This is a genomic window from Leclercia sp. M50 (assembly GCF_037150775.1).
In the GTDB taxonomy this organism is placed as follows: domain Bacteria; phylum Pseudomonadota; class Gammaproteobacteria; order Enterobacterales; family Enterobacteriaceae; genus Enterobacter.
Genome location: NZ_JBBCPK010000039.1, coordinates 1 through 15,367, shown reverse-complemented (window position 1 = coordinate 15,367; position 15,367 = coordinate 1). Strand labels below are relative to the sequence as shown.

The following is a 15,367-nucleotide window of genomic DNA, read 5'->3' as shown; positions in this document are numbered from 1 at the left end:
AAATGGGAAAGCAGACTCTATTCTGACGAAGCGGCGCGGCCCTGCCTGACATCAAGTTAGGGTATGCCTCAATCTGACGGCTGCGAACCGCCAGGGACAGGCGCAATGTCAGATTCTGTCGCGGCCTTGGCGCGTGCCTGGAAGCGTTCATAGCAATCCAGCCCGCAGAAATGTTCGACGTATTCCGCGCCTTCCGGGGTGAAGGCGGCATCGAGCGGAATTTCTTTGCAGCATACGCAGCAGGTGGTGCAACTGGCAGTGTTCGGGGCGTTTGCGTTCATGGTGGTACTCCTCCAGATTGGTAGCGAAGCTCAAAGCTGCCCACTCTCGGCTGGCTGGGAAGCGGTCATGATCTTCCCTTGAAGGCCCGCAGCAGCCGCGTCACAGACAGGACAAACAAGCCGGTCAGCGTGAGGGCTGCAATACCCCAGTGCTCCCCGATGAACGCGCCGGCCGTCGTGCCGGCTAGCACAATGGCGAGAATCGGCAAATGGCAGGGACAGGTGAGCACGGCCAGCGCGCCCCACAAGTAGCCGGTGATCGGTTTGTGCGTCTCAGACGGCAAGTGCTCTGGGCTGTTCATGGCAGACTCTCCGCGTGCTGTGCCGGTTCGGTTGGCATGGCGGCCAGTTGCATTTCGAGGCTGGCCAGGGCCTCGCGCCGACGCTCGACGAGTTGCCGCAACACGGCAAGCTGCGCAGACGCACCGTCACCGTCCGCAGCATCCAGCGCCCGGCACAGCCGCGCCAGTGCGTCCAGGCCGATACCCGCTTCGAAGGCAGCCCGTACAAAGCGCAGCCGTTGCAACGCGGTGTCATCGAACAAGCCGTAGCCGCCCGTGGTGTACGCGACCGGCCGTAGCAATCCGCGCAGCAGGTAGTCGCGCACGATATGCACGCTCACCCCGGCATCAAGGGCCAGCCGGGACACTGTGTAGGCGCTCATTGAACACCTCCTTTTCCTCATCCGGCGCAGCACGAAAGCTGCTTCACGTCCTTGCTGAAGGTCTGCGCCGCGAGCTTCAGCCCTTCGACCATGGTCAGGTAGGGGAACAATTGGTCGGCCAGTTCCTGCACGGTCATACGGTTGCGAATGGCGAGCACCGCCGTCTGGATCAGTTCACCCGCTTCCGGGGCCACCGCTTGCACGCCGATGAGCCGTCCGCTACCTTCCTCGATGACCAGCTTGATGAAGCCGCGTGTGTCGAAGTTGGCAAGCGCACGCGGCACGTTATCCAGTGTTAGCAGGCGACTGTCGGTCTCGATCCCGTCGTGATGTGCTTCCGCCTCGCTGTAGCCCACGGTGGCGACCTGCGGGTCGGTGAACACCACGGCCGGCATTGCGGTCAGGTCCAGGGCCGCATCGCCGCCAGTCATGTTGATCGCCGCACGAGTGCCGGCCGCTGCCGCCACATAGACGAACTGCGGCTGGTCGGTGCAGTCGCCGGCCGCGTAGATGTTCGGGCTACTGGTGCGCATGCCCTTGTCGATGACGATGGCCCCCTGCGCATTGACGGCTACCCCCGCCGCTTCCAATGCCAGGCTGCGCGTGTTCGGTGTCCGGCCGGTGGCGACCAGCAGCTTGTCGGCGCGCAATTCACCGTGCGTGGTGGTCAGCACGAATTCACCGTCCATATGGGCGACCTGGCTGGCTTGCGTGTGCTCCAGCACCTCGATGCCCTCGGCACGGAAAGCGGCTGTCACCGCCTCGCCGATGGCCGGGTCTTCACGGAAGAACAAGGTATTGCGCGCCAGGGCCGTGACCTTGCTGCCCAGCCGGGCAAAGGCTTGCGCCAGCTCCAGCGCCACCACCGACGAGCCGATTACGGCAAGGCGTTCGGGAATGGTGTCGCTCGCCAGGGCCTCGGTGGAAGTCCAGTAGGGTGACTCTTTCAAGCCCGGAATCGGCGGGACCGCCGGGCTGGCACCCGTGGCGACCAGGCAGCGGTCGAACATCACGACGCGCTCGCCACCCTCGTTCAAACTAACGATAAGGCTCTGGTCGTCCTTGAAACGCGCTTCACCGTGCAGAACGGTGATGGCTGAATTGCCGTCCAGGATGCCTTCGTACTTGGCATGACGGAGTTCTTCGACACGGGCCTGCTGCTGGGCCAGCAGCCGCTCGCGCAAGATCGTCGGCGGTGTGGGTGGCATGCCGCCGACGAATGGGCTTTCCCGGCGCAGATGGGCGATGTGGGCGGCGCGGATCATGATCTTGGACGGCACACAACCGACGTTGACGCAGGTGCCGCCGATGGTGCCGCGCTCAATCAGCGTGACCTGCGCGCCTTGCTCGACGGCCTTCAGTGCTGCCGCCATCGCGGCTCCACCGCTACCAATGACGACGACCTGCAACGGGCGTTCGTTGCCACTGGGCTTATCAGCGGCCCCTATCCAGCCGCGCATCTTGTCGAGCAGGCCGGCGCGGTTGTCCGTCGGTGGCGCATCGGCAAGCGTTGCCTCGTAGCCCAGTCCGGCCACGGCGGTAGTCAGCGCATCCGATGACGTGCCCGCCTCAATGGCGAGTTGCGCTGTGCCCTTCGGATAGGACACCAGCGCCGATTGCACGCCGGGCACTTTCTCCAAGGCTTCCTTGACGTGAGCCGCGCACGAGTCGCAGGTCATCCCGGTGATTTTCAGGGTGGTCATGTATTTTTCCTTTTCTGTGGTGGCTACGGCTGTTGCCGTCAGCCACGTTGTTCTGGCAATTCACAGCTGTCCGGCCCGCAGCGGCGATGTGCTGGCGAGATGAAATCCCAGACCGACACCCCAACCATCAAGGCCAGGCCGACATAGAGCAGTCCACCGCTCTGCCAGCCGTAAGCCCGCATTAAAAACACCGCTGCCAGCACCAAGATCGGGCCTATCGTGCCGAGCGCCGTGCGTCGCCACTGTCGATGATTGAGCCAAGCGATAGCATTGGCGAGTAACGCGATGCCGGCGAACATCGGCAGCAGGATGCCAATGAATAGCCCCTCGTACTGGCTCAAGAAGCCCAGTCCGATGGCCGCGCCAAAGCTGGCGATGGCAGGAAAACAGGCGGCGCAGCCCATCGCGGAAACGACGCTGCCGAGCGCGCCGGTTTTGCCAGCGATGCGCGTGATGAGTCCCATGTGTCGCTCCCGAGTTCGGTTAACGGATCAGCGTTTGAGGCTGGACGGATAGCCCGCGTCCTCGGTCGCCTTGGTCAACTTCTGGACGTTGGTCTTGGCATCGTCGAAGGTGACGACGGCCTGGCGCTTGTCGAAACTTACGTCGGTCTTGCTCACGCCCTCAACCTTGGAAAGCGCGTGCTTGACAGTGATCGGGCAAGAGGCGCAGGTCATGCCAGGCACGGACAGCGTGACGGTCTGGGTGGCGGCCCACACGGGGGCAACAACGGCAGCGAGGGCGAGGGCGGCAAACAGTTTTTTCATGATGAACTCCTGTGATTAATAGAAAAATGGCATGACGTAGGGAAATCCGAGCGAGACCAGGACCAGCGCGGCCACGATCCAGAAAATGAGCTTGTAAGTAGCTCGCACTTGGGGAATCGCGCAGACCTCACCCGGTTTGCAGGCTTGCGCCGGGCGGTAGATGCGCCGCCAGGCGAAAAACAGCGCGACCAGCGCTGCGCCGATGAAGATCGGGCGATAGGGTTCCAGCACCGTCAGGTTGCCGATCCATGCCCCGCTGAACCCCAAGGCGATCAAAACCAGCGGCCCCAGGCAGCAGGCCGACGCAAGAATGGCGGCCAGCCCACCGGCGAAGAGCGCGCCGCGCCCGTTTTGTGGTTCAGACTTTTGTGGTTCAGACTTTTGTGGTTCAGACTTTTGTGGTTCAGACATACGCTTGTCCTTTCAAATTTGGTTTGGATAGCTTAAGCTTACTTCCGTAGTTATGTACGGAGTCAAGCGATATGCAAATTAATTTTGAGAATCTGACCATTGGCGTTTTTGCCAAGGCGGCCGGGGTCAATGTGGAGACCATCCGGTTCTACCAGCGCAAGGGCCTGCTGCCGGAGCCAGACAAGCCCTATGGCAGCATTCGCCGCTATGGCGAGGCGGATGTAACACGAGTGCGGTTCGTGAAATCGGCCCAGCGGCTGGGCTTTAGCCTGGACGAAATCGCCGAGCTACTGCGGCTGGAGGATGGCACCCATTGCGAGGAAGCCAGCGGCCTGGCCGAGCACAAGCTCAAGGATGTGCGCGAGAAGATGGCCGACTTGGCACGCATGGAGGCCGTGCTGTCTGAACTGGTGTGCGCCTGCCATGCGCGGAAAGGGAACGTTTCCTGCCCGCTGATTGCGTCACTGCAAGACGGAACGAAGCTCGCTGCATCGGCGCGGGGGAGTCACGGGGTGACTACGCCTTAGCGTGCTTTATTTTCCGAATTCTGAGACGACCCCTCATAACGCAGGGAGCTCTGTTGTGACTGATGATCTCCGATCGCGATTAACAAATCTATCCTGCCTTCGGTGATGCTGCCAACTTACTGATTTAGTGTATGATGGTATTTTTGAGGTGCTCCTGTGGCTTCTGTTTCTATCAGCTGTCCCTCCTGTTCAGCTACTGACGGGGTGGTGCGTAACGGCAAAAGCACCGCCGGACATCAGCGCTATCTCTGCTCTCACTGCCGTAAAACATGGCAACTGCAGTTCACTTACACCGCTTCTCAACCCGGTACGCACCAGAAAATCATTGATATGGCCATGAATGGCGTTGGATGCCGGGCAACCGCCCGCATTATGGGCGTTGGCCTCAACACGATTTTACGTCACTTAAAAAACTCAGGCCGCAGTCGGTAACCTCGCGCATACAGCCGGGCAGTGACGTCATCGTCTGCGCGGAAATGGACGAACAGTGGGGCTATGTCGGGGCTAAATCGCGCCAGCGCTGGCTGTTTTACGCGTATGACAGGCTCCGGAAGACGGTTGTTGCGCACGTATTCGGTGAACGCACTATGGCGACGCTGGGCGTCTTATGAGCCTGCTGTCACCCTTTGACGTGGTGATATGGATGACGGATGGCTGGCCGCTGTATGAATCCCGCCTGAAGGGAAAGCTGCACGTAATCAGCAAGCGATATACGCAGCGAATTGAGCGGCATAACCTGAATCTGAGGCAGCACCTGGCACGGCTGGGACGGAAGTCGCTGTCGTTCTCAAAATCGGTGGAGCTGCATGACAAAGTCATCGGGCATTATCTGAACATAAAACACTATCAATAAGTTGGAGTCATTACCCAATATCGAAGGCATGACTATTCAACGTAGAGAGCGTTAAAAGAGAAGTTATTAAGCAGATACGGATGTTATTACGCATAGCTATTACCATCGCCAGCAGACGGCGGCATAATTAAAGTCTTACTCGCAATAATAGTTACAAGTAAGACTTATTTGTAATGCAATTATATTATTTCGTATTTATTTACGGGTTGCCTGCCAGCGAGCCCGGATACCGTCTACACCATAAGGCCCAGGGCCGAAGTCTACGGACTTCATGTTTACCCGGGCCTGCAGGCTTTCCAGCGTTTCGCGTATCGGCTGAATGTCATACAGGCACAAGCGGTAATAGTTATGCTGGAAGCGCCAGCGGTTGAGCTCCGCCATTTCTTTACCGTCTACCCACCATTTGATCCTTTCCTTCAGCCAGCCGATCATGATTCGACTCCTTTTGCCGCCTGCAGGTTCGTGGCCAGTTCGCCGCCGAGCCGCTGCTCCAGGTTAGCTGGCAGGACGAAGCCCGCTGCCCGGCGATGGCCACCGCCTCCGAACTGGCGCGCCAGCGCGCTCACATCGAGGTTGTCACGGTGGGTACGCAGGGAATACTTACGCGAGCCGTCCGGCAGATCGTTATACACCGCCACCAGCGCCAGCTGCGGGTGCATAGTGGCCAGCAGGTGGCCCAGCTCGGAATGCAGCAGCGCACTGTTCACCACGGCGGCCGGTTTGCCGAACAAGATGGTAAACCGGGCCTGTCGGGCCAGGGCGTGCAGCTGGCGCTCCTGGTTGGCCAGCAACGCCGAGCCCATCGTCATTTCCCGCTCACCGATGCCGTCGCGCAGCACCTCCGCCCAGCGTTCGAAGGTCGGCGGCAGGATGGCCACCCAGGCGTTGACCTCCTGCGAGTTCGGCAGCGCCCATTTCCACAAATCCCGATCGGCGACGTAGGCCAGCAGGTCCGGCAGCGGCTTATCCGGGTGGAAAAACGCCCAGGCGAGCTCACAACCGGCGCGACTCATGTCGAAGATGGCATACACGGCCCCGGCCAGTTCGTCACGCGCGGTCTGGTGGTGATCGATCACCTGCAGGAGGTACTTGCTGGCCAGATGGTCACACGTCTTGCGGTTGTAGCTGAAATCGAGGATGAATACCTCGAGGGTACCGTTCGGCAGCGGCGGTACCGGCTCACCGTAGCGAACCGGGATGTAATGGGCCTCCTCGCCGTATCTAAGCCAGGCGGCAAGGGCTGACGCGAAGCCGTCGGCGTCGTTGTGGTACAGCACAGCGGTCTTTTTCGGTTGGGTCAGGATCATGCGCTCTCCGAGTGTATGAGCTGGTGGCCATTAACGCTTAAAGACAAAAGGCCCCTTGCTCAGGACTTACAGACAGATATGCTGCACAATAACATCCTAAGACGCAGATCATAATTGTGTAGTGTAAATAACCCAGCCCCGAAAGGAATAATCATGCAAGAATTAACTCAGCCAGAAGTCATTGCTGAAACCGACCTGCAGCCATTGCCACCACAGGACCCGAATCCACTGCCAGAATCGGCCCAGGCCATGGAAGAGGCAGACCCGTCAGAGGTCCTGCGCAGCGCGATGGCAGGCAACTTCCTGCAGCACTGCGTCAATAACGCGGTGGCTGACAAGTCCCACGGCCGTGATCCCCTCTCTGTTGGTGTAGCAAACGCCATTTCCAGCCTGATGGTGGCTATCTTCCGTCTCAGCCCGGATCACTTCGAAGTTGTGCTCGATGCCGTCGCCCGTTCGATCGGCGAAGTCCGTGTTGACCAGACGCCAGTGAATGAAATGCTGATGGGATGCTGGGCTGTGTCCATATGTCCCGCAACGGCAATCTCAACGCTACGCTGGGTCGCATGAAGGACATTGCGGACTATGACCGCCATCAATTTATCGCCCAGCGGATGGCTACACTCGCAGCAGGTAACCCGAACCCGGCGGTAGTGGAGCCTGAAGTGGCACAACCGGCGCCGCCCGTGGAGGCAGATAATGCGGAGGAGAAACCGACAGAAGTCCCGCGGAAATCACGCAGCCGCGCGGCGAAGAAACGTCAGGGTGGTGAGGCTGATAAGACGGCGTAACCGGCCGTAGAAACGAAAACCCCCGGCCGAGGCCAGGGGGTCGTAATTGAGCCGGTGTCCTGCTTTGCAGCAGGTCCGCATCAAGAAGCAAGGAATTCGTAGAGGATGACGCGAGCAAATACAATGCTTTTTCCGTGTTGTGTTCGGTTCGCGGCGCTGGCCACCAGCCCGACATGGCTGCGAGGCGCCCCGCCCTTCATGCGTGCGCGGTGTCACAAACTGGGGTTATTGGCAATTTACACATCCTAACCTTGTTGTGTAACATTGATTTTGACGGCCCGAAAGACGATAGGAGCCGTCACCTCTGTTGTAGTAATTCCGTTCTATTTTCGACTCATTAACGGTAACGGTTTAGGCGCCTTCGGGCGCTCTTTTTTTAAGGGGCAAACTTTGAGTCAATCAACATCTGCGCCCATTAACGTAGTGGCCGTCTCACTGGCCACCCGGCAGGCACCTGTCATGCTGACCGGTACGCTCACCACCAACGCCCTTCACGTTATCGCCCTGACACCACTACCAGGCTCGATTGTGAAGATCCGCGAGCGTCTGTAAGCTATGGCGGTGCGTAACGCGTCAGGCGCGTTCGATGCCACGATCATGATTGAGGACCCGACGGGGCTGATGACCGGTCTGGGTTACCGCGTGCGCCTCGATGACAAGACAGCTGACGATCGGCCGGTTCTCGCGCTGGCCATGGAGCGTTACCGCGCGCTGACGGCAATGGGCGGTCTGTATTACCCGGGCGACAACGGTAAGGCGGTATATGAAATCGACTAGGCTCAGCTGCGTGACGAGTCCCGTGTATTGCTGCTGATTTACGGGGCGATGTGCCAAGGACCGATGCACTCCACCTGACCGATGAGGCTGCACCCGCGACACCAAAACCCGCACGCACTGTCGCCGATTCACCACCACGGAATGGCAACCGCGCCAACGGATTTTATTTGGGTGATGACGGCCGCTTTGCCAACAAGGTGGAGATCCGCCGCTTTAACCGCAGCTCCAGTCGCGGCGACGACGATGAGGAGTCATCAGCTGGTGGCTCATCGTCACTGCTGAAACGGGCGGTAGGTCTGCTGGGTGGCAAGGATGGAAACCAACTGGCCGGAACCGAGGCGGCAGATACTGCAGGCGTGGCCGTGGGAAGTTCTTTCTGGATGGCCGCCAAAGAAGCCAAAGGTATGGCGGATGAGGTCAAGGAAGCGCTTTCCGAGCGTGATATCAGCAGTACGAAGCGCGCTAAAGCCTACGCCAAAGATAAGGCGCTGAAGCTATGGGGCGCGCTCAAGCGGCCGTTTGGCGGACAGGCCGGGAGCGAACCGGGCGCGGGTGATGCCACGCCGGACACGCCACCAGCCACACCAGCGAATGCGGCCAACGCCGAACCGAAGCCCGCCAGCACCATCGGGATCGGGGAGAAGAAAAACCAGGAGCAAACCGAAAGCGCCCGCCTGGACGCGATCCGCCGTAAGGAGGATGCGCAGAGCAAAGAGCAGCACAGCGAGGTGATCGACCGTCTGGACGCGCTGATTGATTCGTCCAAAACGAAGCCGCGCAGCCTGACCGATGTGGTCGGTGACAAGGTGAAGGACTGGATCGGTGAAAGGGGGGATAAGCGTGGCCGTAAGGGCCGGAAGGGTACCAAAGGCAGGGGTAAGAGACCGTTTGGCCGTACTGCAGACAGGGAAACCGGCCCGCGCAGAAAGAGCCGCCAGTCGGGTCCTGAGCGCGCGCGTAGCAGCCGCCTGGGCGTGGGTCGAACCACCCGCGCCAGTGACCTTCCCGATCTGCCGTCCTCCCGTCGTGAACCGGGCCGGACCCCTCGTCGGCAAAGTGAAAGTCACCAACAAACTGGCCACGACTGTCAACCTGCCTTACGGCACACCGATAAACGCGCCGAACCGGTTATGTGGGCAAGGTCTACGGCGAACTGGGCATTGAGGGCACAACTAGAACAGAGGTCTTCTCGATGGGCTTCCAGGCGCTGGCGACCGATGCCGAAATGGCCCGGCTTGCCATGAAAGATCCGGAGCACCTGTCGCTGGTGATGGTGGCTATCAAGATGCTGGGCATCAAATACAAGGAGTCCCGCTATTCATTTACAGTGCCGGAATCCGTCAGTAAGGGGGAGCTGAGAGTTTTCAATGAAGAGGGGTAATTTATTGATTAGTATATTAATGGCTATTTAAATTGACTTCTTAACGGCGTTTACTGTTCCGTTACTCCTCAAACCCCAAATGCAGAGGATGGAAGCGGTCTGGCAAAAGAAAGCCCCGCTGGCTGACATATCGCGCTGTGACGGAAAGCCCTGCGTTAAGGTGGACACTCGCACTACGTATGGTGATAAAGGGGATAAAGAGAATACCTGGATGATTATTAAGAAATAACATCATAGAGCACAGAACGCTGTGCGTCGATCTCCGGCGGAGAAAGCATTAATTAAACGTGTCGGGGGGATCTGATAACCCCAGCAAATAAAGGACATTAAGGATATCAACGATGAATGCACTTTCTGCATTGCTGACAAAAATTGAACAGGCTTCACCAACACAGCGGGACAAAGGTACAACCTTTGAAAACCTTTGTGTGCAGTATTTCCTCCATGAACCTAAATATGCCGAGCTGTACAGTGACGTGCTGAGCTATGGCGGATGGGTTTCTCAGTACGGTGAAACCGTTGGGATCACGAAGAAAAAAGATGATGGCATTGATTTGGTCGCCGTAACCAAAACGGGGGAGTTTCATGCTATCCAGTGCAAAAACTACAATCAGACTAAAATCGCCAAAAAGGATATTGATAGTTTTCTGGCTGCCTCCGATAAAACGTATTTTACGCTTCGCTATATCGTTGCCTCTACGGACAACTGGACGGAAGAAGCCAAAAACATGCTGCGTGACAAGGCCGTTCCTGTCACTGCGTTAAGCCTGACAGACCTTGAACAAAGTGCACTGGACTGGTCACAATTCGATTTTGATCCGGCATACAAGCCGGTGATGAAAGCCAAAAAGCAACTCCGGCCTCATCAGACTCCCGCGCTTGAAGCCGTTAAAAGAGGGCTGGCGACTGCCGATCGGGGCAAGCTCATTATGGCGTGCGGCACAGGAAAAACCTTCACCTCTCTGCGTATTGCTGAAGCCGTTGCCGGAAGAGGTAAAACCGTACTGTTCCTTGTGCCCAGTCTGGCATTGTTGAGTCAGACGCTGGATGAATGGACACAGGATACGCTGATAGACCTGCGCTGTTTTGCTGTCTGCTCTGACAGTGATGTGGGTAAGAAAAACCATGATGACAATGTCGTTGTTGGTATCAGCGACCTGAAATATCCGGCGACCACGAATGCGAACAGCCTCGTCAAAGCGTTTAATCAGCCGGATATTTTCGGCAGTGATAAGCCGCCTTATATGAACGTGGTGTTTTCTACCTACCACTCTGTTGAGGTTATCCATCAGGCGCAAAAGCTGGGTTTTCCTGCGTTTGATTTCATCATTTGTGATGAAGCCCACCGTACAACGGGTGCCACCTTTGAAGGGGATGATGAGTCTGCCTTTGTTCGTATTCACGACAATGCCTATATTGCCGGTCAAAAACGCCTGTACATGACCGCGACCCCACGAATTTTTGGAGATGATGCGAAAGAGACTGAGGGAGTTACCCTATGCTCAATGGATGACAAAAGTCTTTATGGGGATGATTTGTATGTCATTACCTTCTCTAAAGCCGTCCAGTTGGGCATTTTGTGTGATTACAAAGTTATTGTGCTTGCCGTGGAAGAAAAGCATGTCAGCCGCCGCATTCAGTCTCTGCTGAAGGATGAAAATAATCAGCTCAAAGTCGATGATGCGGCAAAGATTGTGGGTTGCTGGAAAGCACTGGCAAAGCAGGGACTGGCGGGGGCAGATGGCGTTCACCCTGATGCGATGAAACGGGCTGTTGCGTTCTGTCAGGTGATAGAAAAAGACTTTCGCGGAAAGACGCATAAGGTCAGTTCTAAACTGATCACGGAAATGTTCGGAGCAGTGGTTGAGGCTTATCAGGCATCCGAGATCGAACTTCTCAGGGAAACCGCACCGGATAAGGCGATTGACCCATCATTAAAACTTCAGTGTCAGGTGAAGCACGTTGACGGCAGCATGAATGCCACTGAGAAAAAATCCAAAATTGAATGGCTGAAAGCGGACACGGATGAAAATGTCTGCCGGATATTGTCTAACGTCCGTTGTTTATCTGAAGGCGTGGATGTGCCTTCTCTGGATGCGGTGTTGTTTTTAACGCCGAGAAGCTCTCAGGTGGATGTGGTGCAGTCTGTCGGACGTGTGATGCGGCGTGCTGAAGGTAAGGAGCTGGGCTACGTCATTCTGCCGGTTGTCATTCCCGCCGGAGAAGAGCCGGAGAATGCGTTGAACAATAATCAGGCTTACCGTGTTGTCTGGCAGGTGCTGAATGCACTCAGGGCGCATGATGACCGCTTTGATGCCATGATCAACAAGCTGGAGTTTAACGGTAAAGATACCGGCAGAATGGAAGTGATCGCGGTAGCCGATAAAGTGGTGAAGAAAACCAAACGGCAGACGAAAAAATCTGAGATAGCAGGAAAAGCGCGTAAAAGCAGTGGCATTGGTTCAGCCGTGAGTCCCGCTCCTGAGCAGTTTGATATTGAATTTTCCGTTGGTGAGATTGAGCGCGCCCTGTACGCAAAAATCGTTAAAAAATGCGGTAACCGGCATCACTGGGAAGACTGGGCGAACGATATTGCTAAAATTGCCCGCACACATATCGACCGCATTCACGGCATTCTCGAAAATCCGGGGAATAAAATAGAAATCAGTGCCTTCAGGGCATTTGCAGATGAACTGCGTGATGACCTGAATAACAGTGTTTCCGATGATGAAATCATTGAAATGCTGGCTCAGCACCTGATAACCAAGCCGGTTTTTGATGCCCTGTTTGCGGATTACAATTTTACCGACCATAACCCGATGAGTATGGCGATGCAGAACGTGCTTAACACGTTGCAGGAGCATCATCTCGAAAAAGAAGCCAGCACGCTGAACAGCTTCTATGAGTCGGTAAAAATGCGTGCGGACGGCATTACCACCGCAGAAGGTAAGCAGCAGATTATCGTACAGTTGTACGATAAGTTTTTCAGAAATGCGTTCCCGAGAATGACGGAGCGTCTGGGCATTGTGTATACGCCTGTTGAGGTGGTTGATTTTATTATTCACAGCGTGAATGACGTGCTGAAACAGGAGTTCGGACAAACACTCGCCGACAAAGGTGTGCATATTCTTGACCCGTTCACCGGCACCGGTACGTTTATCACCCGTCTGCTGCAAAGTGGTCTGATCCCGTCAGATAAACTGGCTTACAAGTTTAAAAATGAAATCCATGCCAACGAAATCGTCCTGTTAGCCTATTACATTGCCGCTATTAATATTGAGGCGGTGTATCACGGCATCACGGAAGAATCAGAGTACACGCCGTTTGAAGGGATTTGTCTGACTGACACCTTTGAAATGTATGAGAAGGATGATCTGGTCAGTGCGGTATTGGTCGATAACAGTGAGCGTCGTAAACGGCAGAAGGCTCTGGATATTCGGGTGATTATCGGTAACCCTCCTTACTCGTCAGGCCAAAGTGTAGGGAATGATAATAATGCTAATGTAAAATATCCTCTTCTAGATAAAAGAATTGAATTAACCTATGCAAAATACACAACTGCAACATTGAAAAGTTCGCTTTATGATTCATATATACGTGCAATACGCTGGGCGAGTGATCGTATCGGTGAACAAGGTGTTATAGGATTTGTCACGAATGGCGGGTATATCGACTCTAACTCGGCTGATGGACTTCGTAAGTGTCTGGCGGAAGAGTTCAGTAGCCTGTATTTTTTCCATCTGAGAGGGAATGCTAGAACGTCAGGAGAGGTTCGCCGCAAAGAAAAAGATAACGTTTTTGGTCAGGGAACAAGAACGCCGATTGTGATTGCTATTCTGGTAAAAAATCCGGTAGCAACACAGACGGGTCAGATTTATTTTCATGATATTGGTGATTACCTGACAAAAGAAGAAAAGCTGGAGACGATTTCCGATTTTGGCAGTATTGACGGTATTGAGAAAACGCATGGCTGGCAGAAAATCACACCAGATGCCTACAACGATTGGCTGAATCAGCGAGATGATAGCTTCAATGATTTTATTGAATTAGGTAGTAAAAAAAATAAAAGTGCTTTTTTTGTTTTTGAAAACTACTCCAATGGAGTTAAAACCAATAGAGATGCTTGGTGCTATCAATATTCTCTTTCATCTCTTAAAAAAAATATATCAAGGATGATTCATTTCTACAATGAAGAGGTCGAAAGATATAGCAAATATAATGGTACTGATGAGCCAAAGGATTTTGTTATATTAGACTCAAAAAGAATGAGTTGGACAAGGGAAGTTTTCAATGATGTATCCAAGGGATATTATCATGATATTTCAAATGATGATTTCAGAGTATCACTATACAGGCCTTTCACAAAACAACATATGTACTTCAATAGACACTTCAATAACTGTGTTTATCAAATGCCACAGATCTTCCCGAGTAATGAATCTGATAATGTAATTATCTGTATCACGGGGCTTGGTGGTAAGAAAGGGTTTTCAGCAATAATATCAAATTGTATATTTGATTTAAATTCAATGGATGCTGGTGCTCAATGCTTTCCATTGTACTTGTATAGTAAAAAACAATTGTCTGATGATGTGGAAAGGTTTGATGCGATAACTGATGACTGCCTGAAGTTATTCAATGATTTTTACTCTGGAGCTAATATAATAAAAAAAGAAGATATTTTTTATTATATTTATGGTCTTTTGCACTCAGAGGAGTATCGGTTTAGATATGCTGATAATTTAACTAAGGAATTACCTCGCATTCCATGTGTTAAAAAATTTGATGACTTTTTGATTTTTTCCAATTTTGGTCGTGAGTTGGCTGAATTGCATTTAAAATATGAAACAGTTGAACCCTACAAAGCTGATATCGACACAGGTTCTTTGAGTTACTCACAGTTGAGTAAAGACGATTTCTATGTTGAGAAGATGAAATTTGCCAAAAAAGGTGAAAAAGACACGGTCATTTATAACAGTAAAATTCGCATAAAAAACATTCCAATTGAAGCCTATGACTACATTGTGAATGGAAAACCTGCGCTTGAATGGGTGATGGAGCGGCAAGGTGTCTCTACCCATAAAGATAGCGGTATTGTGAACGATGCTAATGACTGGGCAATAGAAACAATGGATAACCCTAGATACCCATTAGAGCTGTTCCTACGAGTTATCACTGTCAGTCTGGAAACTCAGAAAATTGTCAATAACCTCCCTAAATTAGATATCTAATCAATGGGTGTGCAGGATGGTTTTCCCATCCTGCACAATTCTGATAATTTTCATGAATCCTGTCGTTTTTAACATAATCGATCTTGCGCGCACCGCCCGAACACCACTCGCCACAAAAACCCGCCGGAACGTCCAAAAGTACGGGTTTTGCTGCCCGCAAACGGGCTGTTCTGGTGTTGCTAGTTTGTTATCAGAATCGCAGATCCGGCTTCAGCCGGTTTGCCGGCTGAAAGCGCTATTTCTTCCAGAATTGCCATGATTTTTTCCCCACGGGAGGCGTCACTGGCTCCCGTGTTGTCGGCAGCTTTGATTCAATAAGCAGCATCGCCTGTTTCAGGCTGTCTATGTGTGACTGTTGAGCTGTAACAAGTTGTCTCAGGTGTTCAATTTCATGTGCTAGTTGCTTTGTTTTACTGGTTTCACCTGTTCTATTAGGTGTTACATGCTGTTCAACTGTTACATTGTCGATCTGTTCATGGTGAACAGCTTTGAATGCACCAAAAACTCGGGTGATGCTGCCAACTTACTGATTTAGTGTATGATGGTGTTTTTGAGGTGCTCCAGTGGCTTCTGTTTCTATCAGCTGTCCCTCCTGTTCAGCTACTGACGGGGTGGTGCGTAACGGCAAAAGCACCGCCGGACATCAGCGCTATCTCTGCTCTCACTGCCGTAAA

Annotated in this window: 18 protein-coding genes and 2 pseudogenes; 11 read left to right on the top strand and 9 right to left on the bottom strand. The window is 53.9% G+C overall.

Features of this window, described 5'->3' with window-relative positions; genetic code table 11:
* Positions 1–68 precede the first annotated feature (68 nt).
* The 7 genes from WFM46_RS11540 to merT form a co-directional block, all read right to left on the bottom strand.
* Positions 69–281: a DUF3330 domain-containing protein gene (locus WFM46_RS11540; protein WP_000993245.1), complete on the bottom strand. Its 213-nt coding sequence runs from the start codon at positions 279–281 to the stop codon at positions 69–71.
* Between the two features lie 65 nt (positions 282–346).
* Entirely contained in the window at positions 347–583 is a 237-nt protein-coding gene (gene merE / locus WFM46_RS11535) for a broad-spectrum mercury transporter MerE (protein ID WP_001087807.1), read from the bottom strand.
* On the bottom strand, positions 580–945 hold the full coding sequence (merD, locus tag WFM46_RS11530; RefSeq protein ID WP_001277466.1) for a mercury resistance co-regulator MerD: 366 nt from the start codon (positions 943–945) through the stop codon (positions 580–582). Before merD ends, merE begins: the two co-directional genes overlap by 4 nt.
* Positions 946–962: 17 nt before the next feature.
* Entirely contained in the window at positions 963–2,648 is a 1,686-nt protein-coding gene (gene merA, locus WFM46_RS11525; RefSeq protein WP_336997654.1) for a mercury(II) reductase, read from the bottom strand.
* A gap of 38 nt (positions 2,649–2,686) precedes the next feature.
* Complete coding sequence (merC, locus tag WFM46_RS11520) at positions 2,687–3,112, bottom strand: organomercurial transporter MerC (protein WP_000522996.1); 426 nt, start codon at positions 3,110–3,112, stop codon at positions 2,687–2,689.
* Positions 3,113–3,139: 27 nt separating this feature from the next.
* Positions 3,140–3,415, bottom strand: coding sequence for a mercury resistance system periplasmic binding protein MerP (gene merP / locus WFM46_RS11515; RefSeq protein ID WP_000732275.1), 276 nt, complete (start codon positions 3,413–3,415; stop codon positions 3,140–3,142).
* A 15-nt stretch (positions 3,416–3,430) separates the two neighbouring features.
* The gene (gene merT, locus WFM46_RS11510; RefSeq protein WP_001294653.1) at positions 3,431–3,826 is read right to left on the bottom strand and encodes a mercuric ion transporter MerT; all 396 of its coding nucleotides are present in this window, start codon (positions 3,824–3,826) and stop codon (positions 3,431–3,433) included.
* Positions 3,827–3,897: 71 nt separating this feature from the next.
* On the opposite strand from merT, the gene merR reads away from it, so the two are divergent.
* Both merR and WFM46_RS11500 read left to right on the top strand, forming a co-directional pair.
* A complete protein-coding gene (gene merR, locus WFM46_RS11505; protein ID WP_001166628.1) occupies positions 3,898–4,353 on the top strand; it encodes an Hg(II)-responsive transcriptional regulator in 456 nt (151 codons plus the stop codon).
* Between the two features lie 156 nt (positions 4,354–4,509).
* Positions 4,510–5,206: pseudogene (locus WFM46_RS11500) on the top strand (IS1-like element IS1A family transposase).
* Between the two features lie 195 nt (positions 5,207–5,401).
* On the opposite strand, the gene WFM46_RS11495 reads toward WFM46_RS11500, so the two are convergent.
* The gene (locus tag WFM46_RS11495; RefSeq protein WP_114388514.1) at positions 5,402–5,638 is read right to left on the bottom strand and encodes a hypothetical protein; all 237 of its coding nucleotides are present in this window, start codon (positions 5,636–5,638) and stop codon (positions 5,402–5,404) included.
* Entirely contained in the window at positions 5,635–6,513 is an 879-nt protein-coding gene (locus WFM46_RS11490; protein WP_114388513.1) for a DHHA1 domain-containing protein, read from the bottom strand. Before WFM46_RS11490 ends, WFM46_RS11495 begins: the two co-directional genes overlap by 4 nt.
* A gap of 153 nt (positions 6,514–6,666) precedes the next feature.
* On the opposite strand from WFM46_RS11490, the gene WFM46_RS11485 reads away from it, so the two are divergent.
* The 9 genes and pseudogenes from WFM46_RS11485 to WFM46_RS11445 form a co-directional block, all read left to right on the top strand.
* Complete coding sequence (locus tag WFM46_RS11485; RefSeq protein WP_104677936.1) at positions 6,667–7,083, top strand: hypothetical protein; 417 nt, start codon at positions 6,667–6,669, stop codon at positions 7,081–7,083.
* Positions 7,080–7,304, top strand: a complete 225-nt coding sequence (locus WFM46_RS11480) for a hypothetical protein (protein ID WP_114388512.1) — start codon at positions 7,080–7,082, stop codon at positions 7,302–7,304. Before WFM46_RS11485 ends, WFM46_RS11480 begins: the two co-directional genes overlap by 4 nt.
* A gap of 390 nt (positions 7,305–7,694) precedes the next feature.
* Positions 7,695–7,856, top strand: a complete 162-nt coding sequence (locus WFM46_RS11475) for a hypothetical protein (protein WP_168194530.1) — start codon at positions 7,695–7,697, stop codon at positions 7,854–7,856.
* A 9-nt stretch (positions 7,857–7,865) separates the two neighbouring features.
* Positions 7,866–8,081, top strand: a complete 216-nt coding sequence (locus tag WFM46_RS11470) for a hypothetical protein (protein ID WP_139157136.1) — start codon at positions 7,866–7,868, stop codon at positions 8,079–8,081.
* Positions 8,082–8,131: 50 nt separating this feature from the next.
* A complete protein-coding gene (locus tag WFM46_RS11465) occupies positions 8,132–9,325 on the top strand; it encodes a hypothetical protein (RefSeq protein WP_139157135.1) in 1,194 nt (397 codons plus the stop codon).
* Complete coding sequence (locus tag WFM46_RS11460) at positions 9,274–9,462, top strand: hypothetical protein (protein WP_139157134.1); 189 nt, start codon at positions 9,274–9,276, stop codon at positions 9,460–9,462. The genes WFM46_RS11465 and WFM46_RS11460 overlap by 52 nt, the downstream gene beginning before the upstream one ends.
* Before the next feature lie 76 nt (positions 9,463–9,538).
* Positions 9,539–9,691: pseudogene (locus WFM46_RS11455) on the top strand (tRNA modification GTPase); the annotation flags it as partial.
* Between the two features lie 112 nt (positions 9,692–9,803).
* Positions 9,804–14,693 carry a DEAD/DEAH box helicase gene (locus WFM46_RS11450; protein ID WP_114388509.1) on the top strand — a complete coding sequence of 1,630 codons (4,890 nt, stop codon included), beginning with the start codon at positions 9,804–9,806 and terminating at the stop codon, positions 14,691–14,693.
* A 563-nt stretch (positions 14,694–15,256) separates the two neighbouring features.
* The coding region (locus WFM46_RS11445; protein ID WP_001677182.1) for an IS1 family transposase at positions 15,257–15,367 on the top strand (111 nt) is incomplete at its 3' end.

Coding starts and splice junctions, on each gene's coding strand:
- WFM46_RS11540 (WP_000993245.1), bottom strand. CDS start 281: ATGAACGCAAACGCCCCGAACACTGCCAGTTGCACCACCTGCTGCGTA.
- merE (WP_001087807.1), bottom strand. CDS start 583: ATGAACAGCCCAGAGCACTTGCCGTCTGAGACGCACAAACCGATCACC.
- merD (WP_001277466.1), bottom strand. CDS start 945: ATGAGCGCCTACACAGTGTCCCGGCTGGCCCTTGATGCCGGGGTGAGC.
- merA (WP_336997654.1), bottom strand. CDS start 2,648: ATGACCACCCTGAAAATCACCGGGATGACCTGCGACTCGTGCGCGGCT.
- merC (WP_000522996.1), bottom strand. CDS start 3,112: ATGGGACTCATCACGCGCATCGCTGGCAAAACCGGCGCGCTCGGCAGC.
- merP (WP_000732275.1), bottom strand. CDS start 3,415: ATGAAAAAACTGTTTGCCGCCCTCGCCCTCGCTGCCGTTGTTGCCCCC.
- merT (WP_001294653.1), bottom strand. CDS start 3,826: ATGTCTGAACCACAAAAGTCTGAACCACAAAAGTCTGAACCACAAAAG.
- merR (WP_001166628.1), top strand. CDS start 3,898: ATGCAAATTAATTTTGAGAATCTGACCATTGGCGTTTTTGCCAAGGCG.
- WFM46_RS11495 (WP_114388514.1), bottom strand. CDS start 5,638: ATGATCGGCTGGCTGAAGGAAAGGATCAAATGGTGGGTAGACGGTAAA.
- WFM46_RS11490 (WP_114388513.1), bottom strand. CDS start 6,513: ATGATCCTGACCCAACCGAAAAAGACCGCTGTGCTGTACCACAACGAC.
- WFM46_RS11485 (WP_104677936.1), top strand. CDS start 6,667: ATGCAAGAATTAACTCAGCCAGAAGTCATTGCTGAAACCGACCTGCAG.
- WFM46_RS11480 (WP_114388512.1), top strand. CDS start 7,080: ATGAAGGACATTGCGGACTATGACCGCCATCAATTTATCGCCCAGCGG.
- WFM46_RS11460 (WP_139157134.1), top strand. CDS start 9,274: ATGGGCTTCCAGGCGCTGGCGACCGATGCCGAAATGGCCCGGCTTGCC.
- WFM46_RS11450 (WP_114388509.1), top strand. CDS start 9,804: ATGAATGCACTTTCTGCATTGCTGACAAAAATTGAACAGGCTTCACCA.